2 protein-coding genes (1 of these 2 running past the window's edge) are annotated in these 17,139 nt (G+C 74.1%); both read left to right on the top strand.

Annotation, left to right across the window (positions count from 1 at the left end):
- Window positions 1–20 precede the first annotated feature (20 nt).
- A complete protein-coding gene (locus OG494_RS20825; RefSeq protein ID WP_328458188.1) occupies window positions 21–9,086 on the top strand; it encodes an SDR family NAD(P)-dependent oxidoreductase in 9,066 nt (3,021 codons plus the stop codon).
- A protein-coding gene (locus tag OG494_RS20820; RefSeq protein WP_328458186.1) for an SDR family NAD(P)-dependent oxidoreductase crosses the window boundary here: on the top strand, window positions 9,083–17,139 show its beginning. 14,422 nt of this gene lie beyond the right edge of the window; 8,057 of the gene's 22,479 nt are visible here — the first part of the coding sequence; its start codon is at window positions 9,083–9,085; the stop codon falls past the right edge of the window. The genes OG494_RS20825 and OG494_RS20820 overlap by 4 nt, the downstream gene beginning before the upstream one ends.

Here is a 17,139-nt window from a genome sequence, read left to right as displayed (position 1 = left end):
CACGGAAGACGAGGAATCCCATGGCACACAGCACGGACATCGCCGTCGTCGGCCAGGCGCTGCGCCTGCCGGGCGCCCGCACGAGCGACGAGTTCTGGGCGAACCTCGCGCAAGGGCGCTCGCTGATCAGCGAGGTGCCCGAACAGCGCTGGCGCGCCGCCGACCACGCGGGCGACCCGCGCCGCGACGGCGACAAGACCAGCAGCGTCTGGGGCGGGTTCATCACCGACGCCGAGTGCTTCGACGCGGACTTCTTCCAGGTGTCGCCGCGCGAGGCCCGGCTGATGGACCCGCAGCAGCGGATGGCCCTGGAGCTGAGCTGGCACGCCGTCGAGGACGCCGGCTACCGCGCCGACCGGCTCGCCGGCTCGCGCACCGGCGTCTTCATGGGCGTGTGCCACTGGGACTACGCCGAGCTGATCGAGCAGGAGCTCGACACTATCGACGCCTACTACCCGACCGGCGCGGCCTACGCGGTGATCGCCAACCGCGTCTCGCACCACTTCGACTTCCGCGGCCCGAGCGTCGTCAACGACACGGCCTGCGCGAGTTCGCTGGTGTCGGTGCAGCAGGCGGTGCAGGCGCTGACGTCGGGCGACTGCGACCAGGCGCTCGCCGGCGGGGTCAACCTGATCTGGTCACCGCGGCACTTCATCGCGTTCAGCAAGGCGGGCATGCTCTCCCCGGCCGGCCGGGCCAAGGCGTTCGACGCCGGTGCGAACGGCTACGTGCGCGGCGAGGGCGGCGGCGTCCTGCTGCTGAAGCGTGCCGAGGACGCGCTGCGCGACGGCGACGCGGTGCACGCGATCATCAAGGGCGTCGGCACCAACCACGGCGGCCGCACCAGCTCGCTGACGGTGACCAACCCGGACGCGCAGGCCCAGCTGATCGCCGACACCTACCGCCGCGCCGGGATCGAGCCGGCGTCGGTGAGCTACGTCGAGGCGCACGGCACGGGTACCCCTGTCGGTGACCCGATCGAGGTCCGCGGCCTGAAGAAAGCGTTTGCGGAACTGGGGGACACGAGCTCCGACCAGCACTGCGGCATCGGTTCGGTCAAGACGAACATCGGGCACCTCGAAGGCGCCGCGGGCGTCGCCGGGATCCTCAAGGTGATCGCCGCGATGCGGCACCGGGCCCTGCCCGCGACGGTCGGCTTCGAGCGCCTGAACCCCCTGATCACGCTGACGGGCAGCCCGTTCCACGTCGTCGACGAGCTGTCGGAGTGGACGACGCCCGACGGGTCGCCGTTGCGGGCGGGCGTCAGTTCGTTCGGCTTCGCCGGCACCAATGCGCACGCGCTGCTGGAGTCTCCGCCGCCTGTCGAGCCGGCCCCTCTGTCCGAAGAGGACGAATGGCTCCCGGTGTCGGCGATGGACGGCGAACGGCTGCGCGAGACGTGCGCCGGACTCGCGGCGTGGGCCCGGGCGCGGCTGGCGTCGGGTGACGTCACGTCGGTGGCCGACATCGCCCACACCCTCCGGCACGGCCGGGTGCCGATGCCCGCCCGGGTGGTGTTCCGCGCTCACGACCTCGAAACCTGGGCCGGGCAGCTGGAGAGCGTCGCGGCGGGGTCCGTGCCGGACGACTGCGTTCTCGGCGGCTCGGCCGCGGAGCTGACCGGTGGTCTCGACGAGTCCGACGTGACCGAGCTGGCGGCGGCTTGGCTCGCGCAGGGCCGGCTGGAGAAGTTCGCCCGCGCCTGGGCGCACGGCCTGCCGGTCGACTGGTCGGCGTGGCCCGCGACCGGCCGCCGGGTGCACCTGCCGGGGTACGCCTTCGCGCGCACGCCGTTCTGGTTCCGGCCCCTGGAGGCAGGCCACCCGTCGCTGGGCGGGGGCGTCGAGGAGGACGGCGGGTGGACCTACCCGCTGACGTTCCACGCCGGTCAGGACGTCATCCGCGACCACGTGGTCAACGGCGTTCCGGTGGTGCCGGGCGTGGCCGTCCTCGGGCTGGTGCTGGCGGCCTCGCCGGTCGAGGTCCCCAGCGTGCGCAACGTGGGCTGGATCCGTCCGCTGGCGGTGACGGGCGCACGCCTGGACGTCCGGCTGCGGCTGATGCCTGCCGGCGACGGCTTCGACTTCGCGGTGCTCGACGAGGCCGGGGAGCGGTACGTCTCCGGCCGCCTCGTTCCGGGGACCCCCGGCGGCGCTCCGGCCGGTGACCTGGCCGCCCGGTTCCCCGCGGATCTGGACGTCGACCGCGGTTACGCGGCGTTGCGCGCGAGCGGCGTCGAGCACGGACCGGCGTTGCGCGGTCTCGAGTCGGTGTCCGGTGGCGCCGATGGCGTCCTGGCCCGGATCCGGGTGCCCGCCCAGGCGGCGTCGGGCTGGTTGCTGCACCCGGTGGTGCTGGACAGCGCCCTGCAGGCGGCCCTGGCCCTGGGGTCATCGGACTGGCGCACCCCCGCGGCGGCGAGTGTGCCGTTCGCCCTGACGGAGCTGACCCTGCTCGGGCCGGTCGGTCGCACCACGCAGGCGGTCCTGCGCGGCACGGAGTCCAAAGTGGACGTGGATGTGTACAACGAGGACGGCGTGCAGTGCGCCCGCTTGCGCGGCTACACGCCTCGCCCTCTGGCCGGCTCGACGGCCCCCGCGGTCGCTGATGCCGCCTCGGCCACCGAAGGCGACCTCATCGAAGTGCGACAGGTGTGGCAGCCCGCGCCGCCGGTCGAGACCGGCCGGACAGGTCCGCTCGTCGTGCTCGACGCGGTGCTCGCCGACAGCGGAGCCGCCGCGCGGCGACTGGACGCGGAGATCCTCCCGCTGGCCGGCAGCACCACGCGGAACCAGGCCGAGGCCGCGCAAGCGGTGTTCGACTCCTGCTACCAGCACCTCCGCGACCTCCTGGACCGGCCCGGCAGCGCCACCCGGACCGTGCTCGTCATCGCCCCCGGTGCGCCTGAGGACCCGGTGTACGCCCCGCTCGGCGCGGTCCTCAAGTCGGTGCACAAGGAGAACCCCGCCATTCGCGGCAAGCTCGTCCTCGTCGACGGGCCCGCCGACGCCGCGCGGTTCGAGACGATCGTCCGCACCGAAGCCGCCACCCCCGACATCGAGGTCGCTTACGACCGGTCCGGCCGGCGGCTCGTGCGGGAGACCGTCGAACTGGCCGCCACCGCGGGTGAGTCGTTGCTGCGCGACCAAGGCGTCTACTGGATCACCGGCGGCGCGGGCGGCGTCGGGACACTGCTCGCCAAACACCTGCGCGAACGCTACAACGCGACCGTCGTACTCAGCGGCCGCCGCGCGCGGCCCGAACTGCCGGACTACCGGCAGGTCGACGTCACCGACGCCGCCGACGTACGCCGGGCCGCCGCGGCCATAGAGTCCGAGCACGGCCGGATCGACGGCGTCTTCCACGCCGCCGGCGTCCTCGCCGACGGTTACCTCGTCGCGACGTCGCTCGAAGCCACCACGCCCGTGCTCGCGCCCAAACTCGCCGGGACCGTGCACCTCGACGCCGTGTGCCGCGAGCACGGTGCCGGCGTCCTGGCCCTCTTCGGCTCGGTCGCCGGCGCCTTCGGCAGCGCGGCCCAGACGGCCTACGGCGCGGCGAACGCCTTCCTCGACGCCTTCGCCGCCCGAGCCGAGGACTACGCGGTCCGCGTCGTCGACTGGCCGCTGTGGGCCGAGGGCGGCATGAGCGTCGACAAAGCGACCGAGGCGTACCTGCGGAAGACGACCGGCACCGTCCCGCTGCCGACCGCCGCCGGGCTGGCCGCGCTGGACCGCGCGCTGCAGGTCGACGCCCCGCCGCAGCGCGCCGTCCTCTACGGCGACGCCGGCAAGCTCCGCCGCTACGCGGGCCTGACCCGCGACGAGCGTCCGACCTTCCGGAAGAAGGCCGCCGAAATCGACGACCGCACCTTGACCGCGAAGACCGAGGACCACCTCCGCCGGCTCTTCGCCGAGCTGACCGGGCAGGAACTGGACCACATCCGGGCCGATCAGAAGCTGGAGCGCTACGGCATCGACTCGCTCATCGTCGTCGACGTCACCAGCCGCCTGGAAGACGACTTCGGCTCGCTGCCCAAGACGCTCTTCTTCGAGTACGTCGACCTCCGCGGCGTCGCCGGCTACCTGATCGGCGAGCACCGCGACCGCCTCCGGGAAATGTTCGGCACCCCGGAGACCGCGGAGCCGGAAACCCCGGCGGTCGTCGAAACGTCCGAGGCGCCGGCTCCCGTGCGCATCGTCGAGCGACCCCGCGAGGACACCCACGACATCGCCGTGATCGGCATGGCCGGCCGCTACCCGGGCGCCGACACCCTGGCCGAGTTCTGGGACCTGCTCAGCGAAGGACGCCACAGCTTCGAGCCCGTCCCCGCCGACCGCTGGCGCCACCGCGACCTCTACTTCGACGAGCGCGACGTCCCCGGCAAGACCGTCGTCAAGGCCGGGACGTTCCTGCGCGACATCGACGCCTTCGACCCCCGCTACTTCTCGATCTCCCAGCGCCAGGCCGAACTGCTGTCCCCGGAAGTCCGGCTGCTGCTGCAGTCCGGCGTCACCGCGCTGGAGGACGCCGGCTACTCCCGCGAGACGATCCAGCGCCGCTACCAGGGTGACGTCGGCGTGCTCGTCGGCTCGATGAACAACAGCTACTCGCTCTACGGCTTCGAAAACATGCTCACCCGCGGCACCGCCACGAGCGGCAGCGAGCTCGGCGTCTTCGCCAACATGCTGTCCTACTTCTACGGCTTCACCGGCCCGTCGATGTTCCTGGACACCATGTGCGCGTCGTCGTCGACCTGCGTGCACCAGGCCGTGCGGATGCTGCGCGCGGGCGACTGCCGGATGGCCGTCGTCGGCGGCGTCAACCTGATGCTGCACCCCTACGACCTGATCGCGACGTCGCAGGCGCACTTCACCAGCAAGTCCGCCGACCTCCTGCGCAGCTACGGCATCGGCACCGACGGCACCGTCCTCGGCGAGGGCGTCGGCATGGTCGTGCTCAAGCCGCTGCCGGAGGCGGTCACCGACGGCGACCACGTCTACGGCGTCATCCGCGGCAGCGGCATGACCAACGCGGGCGTCCGCAACGGCTTCACCGTGCCCAGCCCCACCCAGCAGGGCCGCGCCATCGAGAAGGCCCTGGACGACGCGGGTGTCGACGCCCGCACGATCAGCTACCTCGAAGGCCACGGCTCGGCGACGTCGCTGGGCGACCCGATCGAGATCCGCGGCGCGACGAGCGCGTTCCGCCGCGACACCGCCGACCGCGGGTTCTGCGCGCTGGGCTCGGTCAAGTCGAACGTCGCGCACCTGCTGTCCGGCTCGGGGATCGCCGGCCTGACGAAGGTGCTGTTGCAGCTGAAGCACCGCACGATCGTCGAGTCGCTGCACTCCGAGACGCTCAGCCCGGCGATCGACTTCGACGACACGCCGTTCGTCGTCCAGCGCGAGCGCGCCGAGTGGTCGCGCCCAGTGCTGAACGGCCAGTCCGTGCCGCGCCGCGCGGGGGTCACGTCGATCGGCGCCGGCGGTGCGAACGTGCACCTCGTCGTCGAGGAACACGACGGCGTGGCCCCGGTGCCGGACACGGGCCGGCCTCGGCTGCTCGTGTTCTCCGCGACCACCCCGCAGGCCCTGGGCCGGGTGCTGCGCGACGCGCACGCCTACGTCCGCGCCGAGCGCCCCGGCCTGGACGCGCTCGCGTTCACCTTGCAGACGGGCAAGAACGAGCTGCCGTGCCGCCTCGCGTTCGTCGCCGAGGACGCGGAGACCCGGCTCGCCGAACTGTCCGAAGTGGACTGGACCGGCACCGTGCCCGCCGGCCTCTGGTTCACCCCCAGCACGATGGCCGTGTCCGAGACCCCGGACCCGGACGTCGTGACGCGCGCCCTCGCCGACGCCGACCTGCCGGTGCTCGCCGCGGCCTGGGCCGCCGGGGCGGACGTCGACTGGGACGTCCTCTGGCCCGCGCGCCCGGCCAAGCTGTCGCTGCCCGGGTACCCGTTCGACAAGGTGCGCTGCTGGTACCCGGCCTTCGACGACGCGCCGAGCGTGCTGAACCCTCTCGCCTTCGCGCGGCGGGAGCACCCGTGGGTCGGGGTGAACCGGTCCGATCTGTCCGGCATCCGCTACCGGCTGGCGCTGCGCGGCGACGAACTCCTCGACTACACCTACTCGGTCCGGCGCGACCGCCGCTACGCCACCGTCGCGCTGCTGGACGGCGTGCTCGCCTTCGCCGAGGTGGCCGGCCTCGACGGCGAGTGGGCGATCCGGGACGCCCGCTGGGGCGAAGTGCCCGCGCCGTCGGCCGAGGAGCGGCTCGACTGGCGGCTGGGCGCCGGACACCGCGCGGAACTCCGTACTTCGGCGGGCGTGTTGGTGTTCAGCGCCGACCTCGTCCCCGCTGCCGAGGTCGACGAATCCGCGGTGACCGCGCCACTTTCGCTCGACCAGGACGGCTTCTACGCGCGGCTCGCCGAACTCGGCGTCGACCCTCGGCCGTACGCGAAGGCGGTCGAGGGCGTCGCCGAGATCGACGGCAAGCTCCTTGTCCGGGTCGCGGCGCCCGAGACCTGCCAGGACCCGGGGAAGCGGCGGGTCCGGATCCCGGCCTGGGTGTTCGCCGGGCTCGTCCAGGGTGTGCAGCACCTGTCCGCCGACGCCGACGTCACCATCCGGCGCCTCGGCTCGCTGACCGGCCGGGACCTCGACCGCACCCGCGCGGTGCTGCTGGAGCGCACCGGGGACGCCGTCTTCGACGTCCGCCTGCTCGACGAGACCGGCCGCGGGCTGGGCCGCCTCACCGGCGCCGACTTCGGCACCGGCCCGGACGACGCCCCGGCCGCCGGGCAGCCGGGCCTGACCGGCACGGTCCGGGACACCGTCGCCGAGCTGCTCAAGGCGGACCCGGCCGAGATCGACCTCGACACGCACTTCCCGGCCTTCGGCTTCGAGTCGATCACGCTCGCCGCGCTGGCCACGGAGCTGGGCGGCCGGCTCGGGATCGACCTGCGCCCGTCGGTGTTCTTCGAGTTCCCCAACATCCGCGGCCTTGTCGAGGCGCTGGCCGAGCAGGTCGGGGAACCGGCGGAGTTCACGGCCGCCGCCCCCGCCACGACAACGGCGCCCGCGATTTTGCCGCTCGCCGCGCCCGTTCCCGCGGAGATCGCGGCACCCGCCACCGCGCCCGCCCCGGCCGCGCCTGCCCAGCCGGCCGCCCCCGCCGCACCCGGTTCGCCGCCCGCAGCCGCGCCCGCCGATGCCGTCGCGATCATCGGCATCGCCGGCCGCTTCCCCGGCGCCGACGACCCCGACACCTTCTGGGACCGGCTGCGAGCCGGCACCGACCTGGTCTCGCGCTACCCGGGTGACCGCTTCGACAACCGCTACGCCGAGGTCGTCGCGGCCGCGGACTTCCCGAAGTTCGCCGGCCTCCTCGACGGCGTCGACCGGTTCGACGCGGACTTCTTCGCCGTCTCGCGGCTGGAAGCCGAGCTGATGGACCCGCAGCAGCGGCTGGCCTTGGAGACCGTCTGGACCGCTCTCGAAGACGGCGGCTACCCGCCGGTCCGGCTCCCCGGCAGCACCGGCGTCTTCCTCGGCGTCTCCGGCCACGACTACCACCACCTGCTCAACGCCGGCGGCGTCGCGCCCGAGGGCTACACCGCCACCGGCAACTCGCACGCCGTGCTCGCCAACCGCGTCTCGTTCCTGCTCGACGTCCACGGCCCGAGCGAGCCGATCGACACCGCCTGCTCCAGCTCGCTCGTCGCCGTGCACCGCGCGGTGGAGAACCTGCGGTCCGGGCGCTGCGAGATGGCCATCGCGGGTGGCGTGAACCTCCTGCTGAGCGTGGACACGTTCGCCGCCACGCAGACCGCCGGGATGCTCAGCCCCGACGGCCGCTGCAAGTCCTTCTCGGCCGATGCCGACGGCTACGTCCGTTCCGAAGGCGCCGCGGCGGTGTTGCTGAAGCCGCTGTCCGCCGCGCTCCGCGACGGCGACGTCGTCCACGGCGTGATCCTCGGCAGCGCGGAGAACCACGGCGGTCACGCCGCGTCGCTCACCGCGCCGAACGCCGCCGCGCAGGCCGACGTCGTCCAGGCGGCCATGCGAGGCGTCGACCCGGACAGCGTCGGCTACGTCGAAGCGCACGGCACCGGCACCGCGCTGGGCGACCCCGTCGAGGTCGACGCGCTCGCCCGGGCCTACCGGAACCTCGGTGCGTCGCCCGGCCGGACCCGCGCGCTGGGCTCGGTGAAGGCGAACATGGGCCACGCGGAGGCGGCGGCCGGCCTGGCGGGCCTGCTGAAGGTGCTGCAGCAGCTGCGGCACCGCGAACTGCTGCCGGTGCTGCACTGCGCCGAGCTGAACCCGCACCTCGCGCTCGACGGTTTCGAGGTGGTGCGCGAGCTGCGCCGCTGGGAGCCCGTCACCGACGCCGCCGGGCGGGAACTGCCGTTGCGCGCCGGGGTGAGCAGCTTCGGCTTCGGCGGCGTCAACGCGCACGTCGTCGTGGAAGCCCCGCCGGCGCGTCCCGAGCCGGCTCCGGCTGCCGGTCCGCAGGCGATCGTGGTGTCCGCCCGGGACGCCGACCGGTTGCGGGAGCGCGTGATCGCGTTGCGCGACTTCGTCGCCGGCCACGAGCCTTCCCTGGCGGACCTGGCCTTCACGCTGCAGGTGGGCCGGGAGGAGATGGAACACCGGCTGGGCTTCGCCGCCTCGAGCGCCGAAGACGTCGTCGCCGGGCTCGACGCCTTCCTCGCCGGACGGCCCGGGCCGCACACCGGCAGCCTGCGCCGGGCCCGCGGGGCCGCGGTGCGCCGCGACCGCACGCCGGACCCGGAGGTCACGGGAGCCGGCCTCGACCGCGTCACCGCGTTGTGGTGCGAAGGCCGGACGGTCGTCTGGGAGGACCTGCACCCGGCCGGACGGCGGATCCTGCGGCTGCCCACCTACCCGTTCGCGCGTGAGCGCTACTGGGTGCCCGGTGCGCCGGAACAGCCCGGACCGCGCGCCGCTTTCGACGTCGACGCGCGCGCCGCGTTGCTGGAAGCCGTGCTGGCCGACCAGGAGAGCCCCGATGTGCTCGATGCCCCGCGTCTCGTGAAGGGAGCGACCTCATGACCCTGCGCGTGCCCACCTGGCGCCGCGAACCGGCCGGCCCGACCGCGCTGCCCGCCGGCGCACGACGGCTCGTCATGACGTGCGACCTGCCCGTTCGGCTTCCGGGTGTGTCGATCGCCGCCGTGGAAAGCGACGGCGACAGCCCGGCCGTCGCCTACGAGCGAGCGGCGATCCGGCTGTTCGGTGAGCTGAAACGGCTGCTGTCCACAGGGGACGGACGACCGTGCGTCGTCCAGGTCGCCTGCCGTGCGGGTTCGGTGTTCCCGGGCCTGATCGGCTTGCTGCGCACCGCCGTCCAGGAGGATCCGGCGCTGCGCGTGCAGCTGGTCGAGTTCACGGACGAGCCGCCGGACCTGAGCGCCTTGGCCGGTCCGGGGGAGCACGTGCGGGTCACCTCCGAAGGGCGCTTCGTCGCGGACTGGGAGTCCGTCGCGCCGGGTGCCGGCCGCGCCTGGAAGCCCGGCGGGGTCTACCTGATGACCGGCGGCGCGGGCGGAATCGGCCGGCTGCTCGCCGCGGACCTCCCGCCGGACGCCGTCCTGGTCCGATGTGGACGGTCGCCGGCCGGGCCGGGGGAGTACCGCAGCGTGGACGTCACGGACGCGGCCGCGGTGCGCGCGGTCGTCGAGGACGTCGTGCGGACGTACGGGCGGCTCGACGGCGTCGTGCACGCGGCGGGCGTCCTGCGTGACGGCTACCTGATCCAGGGCTCCTACCAGGACTTCCAGGCGGTGCTGGCGCCGAAGGTCGCGGGCCTGGTCGCCCTGGACGAGGCGACCCGCGACCTGCCGCTGGACTTCTTCGCGGCGTTCTCCGCGGCGGCCGGGACGCTCGGCAACGCCGGCCAGGCCGGCTACGCGGCGGCCAACGGCTTCCTCGACGCCTACCTGGCGCGGCGTGCCGGGCCCGGCGTCGGCGTGTCGCTGGGCTGGCCGCTGTGGCGCGACGGCGGGATGCGCGTGCCGGAAGAGGAACTGCCCGAGCTGGCCGAGCGTTTCGGCCCGCCGCTGGAGACCGGGGCCGCGCTCACCGCGCTGCACGGAGCGCTCGCGCTCGGTGCCGCCCACGTCGTGATCACCGGGGAAGGGAACCACATGACCGGCCAGGACGACCTCCGAGCCCGCGTCCTCACGCGGCTGAAGGACCTGATCGCCGAGACGATGCGCCTCGACGCAGCTCGCCTGGACGCCGAAGCGCCGCTGGACGGCTACGGCATCGACTCCCTCACGGTGACCCGGTTGAACCGCCGCTTCACCGAGTGGTTCGGCGCGCTGCCGAAGACGCTGCTGTACCAGTACCCGACCCTCGCGGCCCTGGCCGGCCACCTGGCGGAGCGCTACCCGGAGGGCTGCACCCGCTGGCTCGACGACGCCCCCGTGCCAGCCGCCCCGGCGAGCGAGACGGGCGCTCTGCCGCGGCTTGTCGTGAGTGGTAAGTCGGGTTCTAACCCTACTTACCACTCACGACCGGAGGCGGCGGGCGAACCCATCGCCATCATCGGGATCAGCGGCCGCTACCCCGACGCGCCCACCCTCGACGCCTTCTGGCAGAACCTCCGCACCGGCCGCGACAGCGTCCGCGAGATCGACCGCTGGCCCCTCGACGGCTTCTTCGAGCCCGACCGGCAACGCGCCGTCGAAGAGGGCGCCAGCTACAGCAAGTGGGGCGGCTTCCTCGACGGCTTCGCCCGCTTCGACGCGGCCTTCTTCGGCATCGCCCCGCGCGACGCCGCCGACATCGATCCGCAGGAACGGCTCTTCCTCGAGACCGTCTGGTCCGCGCTCGAGGACGCCGGCTACACCCGGGAGCGGCTCGCCGGCCGGCACCAGGGCCGCGTCGGGGTCTTCGCCGGCGTCACCAAGACCGGCTTCGACCGCAACGACCCGCCCGCCGTGAGCGGGCCCCGCCGCGCGCCGCGGACGTCGTTCGCCTCGCTCGCCAACCGCGTTTCCTACCTGCTGGACCTGCGCGGCCCGAGCCTGCCCGTCGACACGATGTGCTCGGCCTCGCTGACCGCGATCCACCAGGCCTGCGAGCAGCTGCGCCACGGCGCGTGCGAGCTCGCCATCGCCGGCGGCGTGAACCTGTACCTGCACCCGTCGACCTACGTCGAGCTGTCCCGGGCGCGGATGCTCGCCGCCGACGGCCGCTGCCGCAGCTTCGGCGACGGCGGTGAGGGCTTCGTCCCCGGCGAAGGCGTCGGCGCGGTGCTGCTCAAACCCCTCGCCGCGGCCGAAGCCGACGGCGACCCGATCCACGCCGTCATCGTCGGCTCGGCCGTCAACCACGGCGGCCGCACCAACGGCTACACCGTCCCCAACCCGCGCGCCCAGGCCGCCGTCGTCCGTGAAGCCCTCGACAACGCCGGGCTGACGCCGGCCGACGTCGGCTACATCGAGGCCCACGGCACCGGCACCCGCCTCGGTGACCCCGTCGAGGTCGACGGCCTGACCGAGGCGTTCGCGGACACCCCGGCGGACTGCGCCCTCGGCTCGGTCAAGTCCAACATCGGCCACCTGGAGGCGGCGGCCGGCATCGCCGGGCTGACCAAGGTGGTGCTGCAGCTGGAACACGGCGAGCTGGCGCCCACCCTGCACGCCGAGCGGACCAACCCGGACATCGACTTCGCCGCGACGCCGTTCACGCTGGCCCGCGAGGGCGGCGCCTGGCCCTCCACCGGCCGCCGGGTCGCCGGGATCTCGTCGTTCGGCGCGGGTGGCGCGAACGCGCACGTGCTCGTCGCCGAGTACCCGCGCGCCGCGACGCCGACGCCGTTGCGCAACCCGGTGCTGCTCCCGCTGTCCGCGCGGACCGACGCCGACCTGCGCGCCCGCGCCGCCGACCTGGCCGCCTGGCTCGACGCGCAGGAGACGCCGGACCTCGCCGCCATCGCGGCGACACTGCAGCACGGCCGCGAGGCCATGGACGAGCGTCTCTGCTTCGTGGCCCGAAACGCGGCCGAGTGGCGCGAGCAACTGGGCGCGTACCTGTCCGAGCTCGCGGACGGCCCGTGGTGGCGCGGGAAAGTCCGGGCGAGCAAGGAAACCCTGGCCGCGCTGGCCGGCAAGCCCGAGGTGCGCGCGCTGGTCGAGCAGTGGGTCGCCGACGGCGCCTGGGGCGAGCTGGCCGCGTTCTGGACCAAGGGCACCCCCCTCGACTGGTCCGAAATGGACAGTGCCGCGGCTCTGGTGCACCTGCCCGGTTACCCGTTCGCCGGGCCGGAGTTCTGGTTCGAGCCCGCCGAGGTGGTGGCGACCCCGCGCGAGGAGCACGTCGACGCCGAGAGCGTCCTGCTGGCCGAACTCGCCGACATCCTGCAGATGCCGGCAGCCGACATCGAGCGGCACCGGCCGTTCGCCGACTACGGCCTCGACTCGATCCTCGGCGTCAGCCTCGTGCACCGGCTCAACGAGACCCTCGGCACCGACCTCGACACCACGGACCTCTTCGACCACGGCACGGCCGACCGCCTCGGCGCGTTCCTCGCCGGTGCCCGCCCCGTCGCGAAACCCGCCGCGGCGGCGGCGCGGGACGACGACGCGATCGCCATCGTCGGCCTCGCCGCGCGCTACGGCGACGCGGAAACCCCCGAGGCGCTGTGGGACCACCTCACCGCGGGCACCGACCTCGTCGAGCCCGTCACGCGCTGGCCGCTCGCCGACGACGTCACCTGCCGCACCGGCAGCTTCCTGCGCGACATCGACCGCTTCGACCCGGCGTTCTTCGGCATCTCCGGCGTCGAGGCGACGGCGATGGACCCGCAGCAGCGGATCTTCCTCGAACAGTGCTGGAACGCCCTGGAAGACGCCGGTTACACGGGGGAGCGCCGGCTCGGCGGCCGCACCGGCGTGTACGTCGGGTGTTACGCCGGGGACTACGGCGAGCACCTCGATCAGACCGCCCCGGCGCAGGCGCTGTGGGGCACGATGGGCTCGGTCGTCGCGTCGCGGATCGCGTACCTGCTCGACTTCACCGGCCCGGCGCTCACCGTCGACACGTCGTGCTCCAGCTCGCTCGTCGCGCTGGACCTGGCCTGCCGCGACCTGAAGGCGGGCACGGCCGACGTCGCCATCGCCGGCGGCGTGTTCGTGCAGACGACGCCGCGGCTGTACGCCTCCGCGACGCGCGCCGGCATGCTGTCACCGTCGGGCCGCTGCCGCAGCTTCGACGCCGGTGCCGACGGGTTCGTCCCGGGTGAAGGCGCGGGCGCGCTGGTGCTCAAGCGGCTGGCCGACGCCGAGCGCGACGGCGACCACATCCACGCGCTCGTCCGCGCGTCGGGCGTCAACCAGGACGGCACGACCAACGGCATCACCGCCCCGAGCGCGGCGTCCCAGGAACGGCTGCTGCGCGAGGTCCACGCGGGCCTCGACGGCGTCCAGCTCGTCGAGGCGCACGGCACCGGCACCCAGCTGGGCGACCCGATCGAGTTCCGCGCGCTGTCCCGCGTGTTCGCCGACGCGCGTCCGGGCAGCATCGCGCTCGGCTCGATCAAGACGAACATCGGGCACACCCAGTTCGCCGCGGGCGTCGCGGGGGTGGTGAAGACGGTCCTTTCCCTGCGCCACCGCACGATCCCGGCGTCACTGCACTTCGACGCCGCCAACACGCGGACCCCCTTGGCGGGCAGCGCTTTCACGGTCCCGACCGCTACGACGTCGTGGCCCGCGCCCGCGCCCGCACACGGACCGCGACGCGCGGCCGTCAGCTCCTTCGGCGCGAGCGGCACCAACGCCCACGTCGTGCTGGAGGAGTACCCGCGCACGCCGGTTGCCGACGTGCCGGGGGAGCAGGCCTTCCTGCTGTCCGCACGGTCGCCGGAGGCCCTCCGGACGGTGGCCGAGCGGCTGGTCGCACACCTGGACCGCGAGCCGGGCGTCGCCGCGGCGGAACTGGCGTACAGCCTCGCCGCCGGCCGCGCCGCCCTGCCGCACCGGCTCGCGGTGGTCGCCGACGGCACCGCGGCGCTCGCGGACCGCCTGCGCGCCTGGCTGGCCGGGACGGCCACCGACGCGCTCACGGGCGAGGTGCCCGCCGACGCCCGGCCGGACGCGGTGAGCCCGTCGACGCCCCGCGACCTGGCCACGGCGTTCGTCCGCGGTGCGATCGCCCAGGTCACCGAGGCCTTCCCGGTAGCCGCGCGTCACGTGGTCCCGGCACCGACGTACCCCTACGAGCGCCAGAGCTACTGGCCTGCAGCCGTGCCGTCCGAGGCTCGGCCACGACCCCCGGCGGACCTCGTGCCCTCGGCGTACCGGGTCCGGCTCACCGGGGAGGAGTTCTTCCTCGCCGACCACCACGTCAACGGCCAAGCCGTTCTCCCCGCTGTCCTCTCCCTGGAGTTCGCGCGGCGCGCCGTGACGCCGGGCGCCGCGTTCACCCCGGCCGGTCTGCGCGATCTCGTCTGGAGCGCACCCTTCCCCGTGGACGTCGCCGGCGCCGATCTCACCGTCGAGCGTGCCGGTGACACCTTCCGCATCCGGCGTGACGCCACCGACGTCCACGCCCAGGGCCGCTACACCGAGCCGGAACCCGCCGGCACCGTACCGCTCGACGCCGTTCGCGCGCGGTGCACCGCCCGGTCGCTCACCGCGGAGCAGTGCCGCGCCGCGCTCGACGCCGTCGGCATCCGCCACGGCGCCCGGTTGCGGGCCCTCGACGGGCTCGCCGTCGGCGACGGCGAAGTGCTGGCCAAGCTCGTCGTGCCCGCCGCCGCCCGTGGCGCCGACCTGGCCGTGCACCCGGCGTTGCTCGACAGCGCGGTCCAAGCGGTCGTCGGCCTGTTCGGCGACCCGACCGGTGCGCTGGCCGAGCGCGACGGCCGGCCCGCGCTGCCGTTCGCGGTCGACGCCGTCGACATCCTCACACCCACCGCCGAGACGATGTGGGCCCACGTCCGGCGCGCCACCGACGGCGCCGAAGTGACCACAGTGGACATCGACGTCTGCGACGACGCCGGCAGAGTCGCGGTCCGCCTGCGTGGGCTCGCCTTCCGCCGCGTCGCCGAGACGTCGTCGCTGCGCACGGCGCTGCTCGCCCCGGTGTGGGACGCGGTCTCCGGTGCCGGAGAGCCCGCAGTCGGCTCCCGCCTGGTCCTCGCCGGGGGCGGCGCGGCCGACCGCGAGACGTTCCTGGCCGCGTTCCCCGGCGCGACCCTGCTCGACGGAGACCTCCCCGCCGACGTCGACCACGTCTTCTGGCTGCCGTCCGGCGACGGCGTCCTGAGCGTGTTCCGGCTGGTCAAGGCCCTCCTCGACGGCGGTGCGGACGGCCGCGAGATCGGCTTCACCGCGGTCACCCGGCAGGCGTGCCGGGTGCCGGGCGACCGGACCCTCGACGCCACGCACGCCGGCGTGCACGGCCTGCTCGGCTCCGTCGCGAAGGAGTACCCGCACTGGCAGGTGCGGATCGTCGACGTCGCCGCGGGCGAGCCGGTGCCGTGGGACGCGGTGGCGAACCCGCCCGCCGGCCCGCACGGCGTCGTCGTCGCCCGGCGGCACGGCGAGTGGTTCCGGCCGCGGCTGCTGGAAGTCGCCGACACGCCGTACGACACACCGCCGGCGCCCGGTGGCGTTGTCGTCGCCATCGGTGGTGCGGGCGGCATCGGCACCGTGTGGACCGAGCACCTGCTGCGCCGCCACGGCACCCAGGTCGTCTGGGTCGGCCGCCGTCCGCTCGACGCGGAGATCGCCGCGAACCAGGAGCGGCTCGCCGCGTTCGGGCCGAAGCCGGACTACGTCCGCGCCGACGCGTCCGATGTGGACGATCTGCGCCGGGCGTGCGCGCAGATCGTCGAGCGGCACGGGCCGGTGCACGGCGTGCTGCACACCGCGATCGTGCTGGGCGACCAGAGCGTCGCGCGGATGGACGAGGAGCGCTTCCGCACGACCTACGCGGCCAAGGCGGACATCGCCGTCAACCTGGCCGCGGTCTTCGCGGACCAGCCCCTGGAGTTCGTCGCGTTCTTCTCGTCGATGCAGGCGTTCTTCACCGCGCCCGGTCAGGCCAACTACGCGGCGGGCTGCGCCTTCGCCGACGCCTACGCCGACCAGCTCACCGAGCGGCTCGGCTGCCCGGTGAAGGTGATGAACTGGGGTTACTGGGGCGGCGTCGGCATCGTCGCCGAAGACGGCTACCGGCAGCGGATGGCGCGCCTCGGCCTCGGCTCGATCGAACCGGCGGAGGGCATGGCCGCGTTCGACCGCCTGCTGACGTCGCCGTTCGACCGGCTGGCGCTGCTGAAGGCGGCCGACGCCCGCAGCATCGCCGCGTTCTACGAGGACAGCGCGCTCACGGCGTTGCCGGGTGGTTCCGCCTCGCCGGTCGCCGATCTGCTCGCGGCGCGGCCCGACCGGAGCGCGGACATCGAGCGCGTGCGCGTCGCCGCCGACGGCCACGGGCGGTCCATGGAGGCCGCGCTCGTCCGGATCACCTGGGCGCTGCTGCGTGACCTGGGCCTGTTCGGCCGTCCGGGCACGGCCGCCGAGCTGCTCGCGGCCGGCGGGATCGAGCCGCGGTACTCGCGCTGGCTGTCGCACACCCTGGACGTCTTCGTCCGCACCGGCCTGCTGCGCTCGGCCGAGGGCCGCTACGAGGCCGCCTCCCCGGCCCCGGTCGATCTCGCCGAGGCGTGGCGCCGCTGGGACGCCGACCGGGCGCCGTGGCTGGCGAGCGAGGGCAAGCGTCCCCAGGCGGTGCTGGTCGACACGACCGTGCGCGCGCTGCCCGACATCCTGACCGGCCGCCGTCCCGCGACCGACGTCATGTTCCCGAAGTCCTCCCTCGAACTGGTCGAGGCCGTCTACCGGAACAACCCGGTGGCGGACTACTTCAACGACGTCCTCGCGGACACGCTGGTCGAGCACGTCCGCGCCCGGGTGGCGGCGGATCCCGCGGCGCGGCTGCGGATCCTGGAGATCGGCGCGGGCACGGGCGGCACGAGCGCGGTCCTGTTCCGGCGGCTGGCGCCGTGGCGGGACAACATCGAAACCTATTGCTACACCGACCTTTCCAAGGCGTTCCTGCTGCACGCGCGCCGGGCGTACGGGTCGAT

This window comes from Amycolatopsis sp. NBC_00438, assembly GCF_036026695.1.
In the GTDB taxonomy this organism is placed as follows: domain Bacteria; phylum Actinomycetota; class Actinomycetes; order Mycobacteriales; family Pseudonocardiaceae; genus Amycolatopsis.
Note: the sequence above shows the minus strand (reverse complement) of the source record. Positions and strands in the feature narration are given on the sequence as shown.

What these genes read in the sequence shown, in the direction of transcription:
- OG494_RS20825 (WP_328458188.1), top strand. Translation starts at nt 21, where the DNA reads ATGGCACACAGCACGGACATCGCCGTCGTCGGCCAGGCGCTGCGCCTG.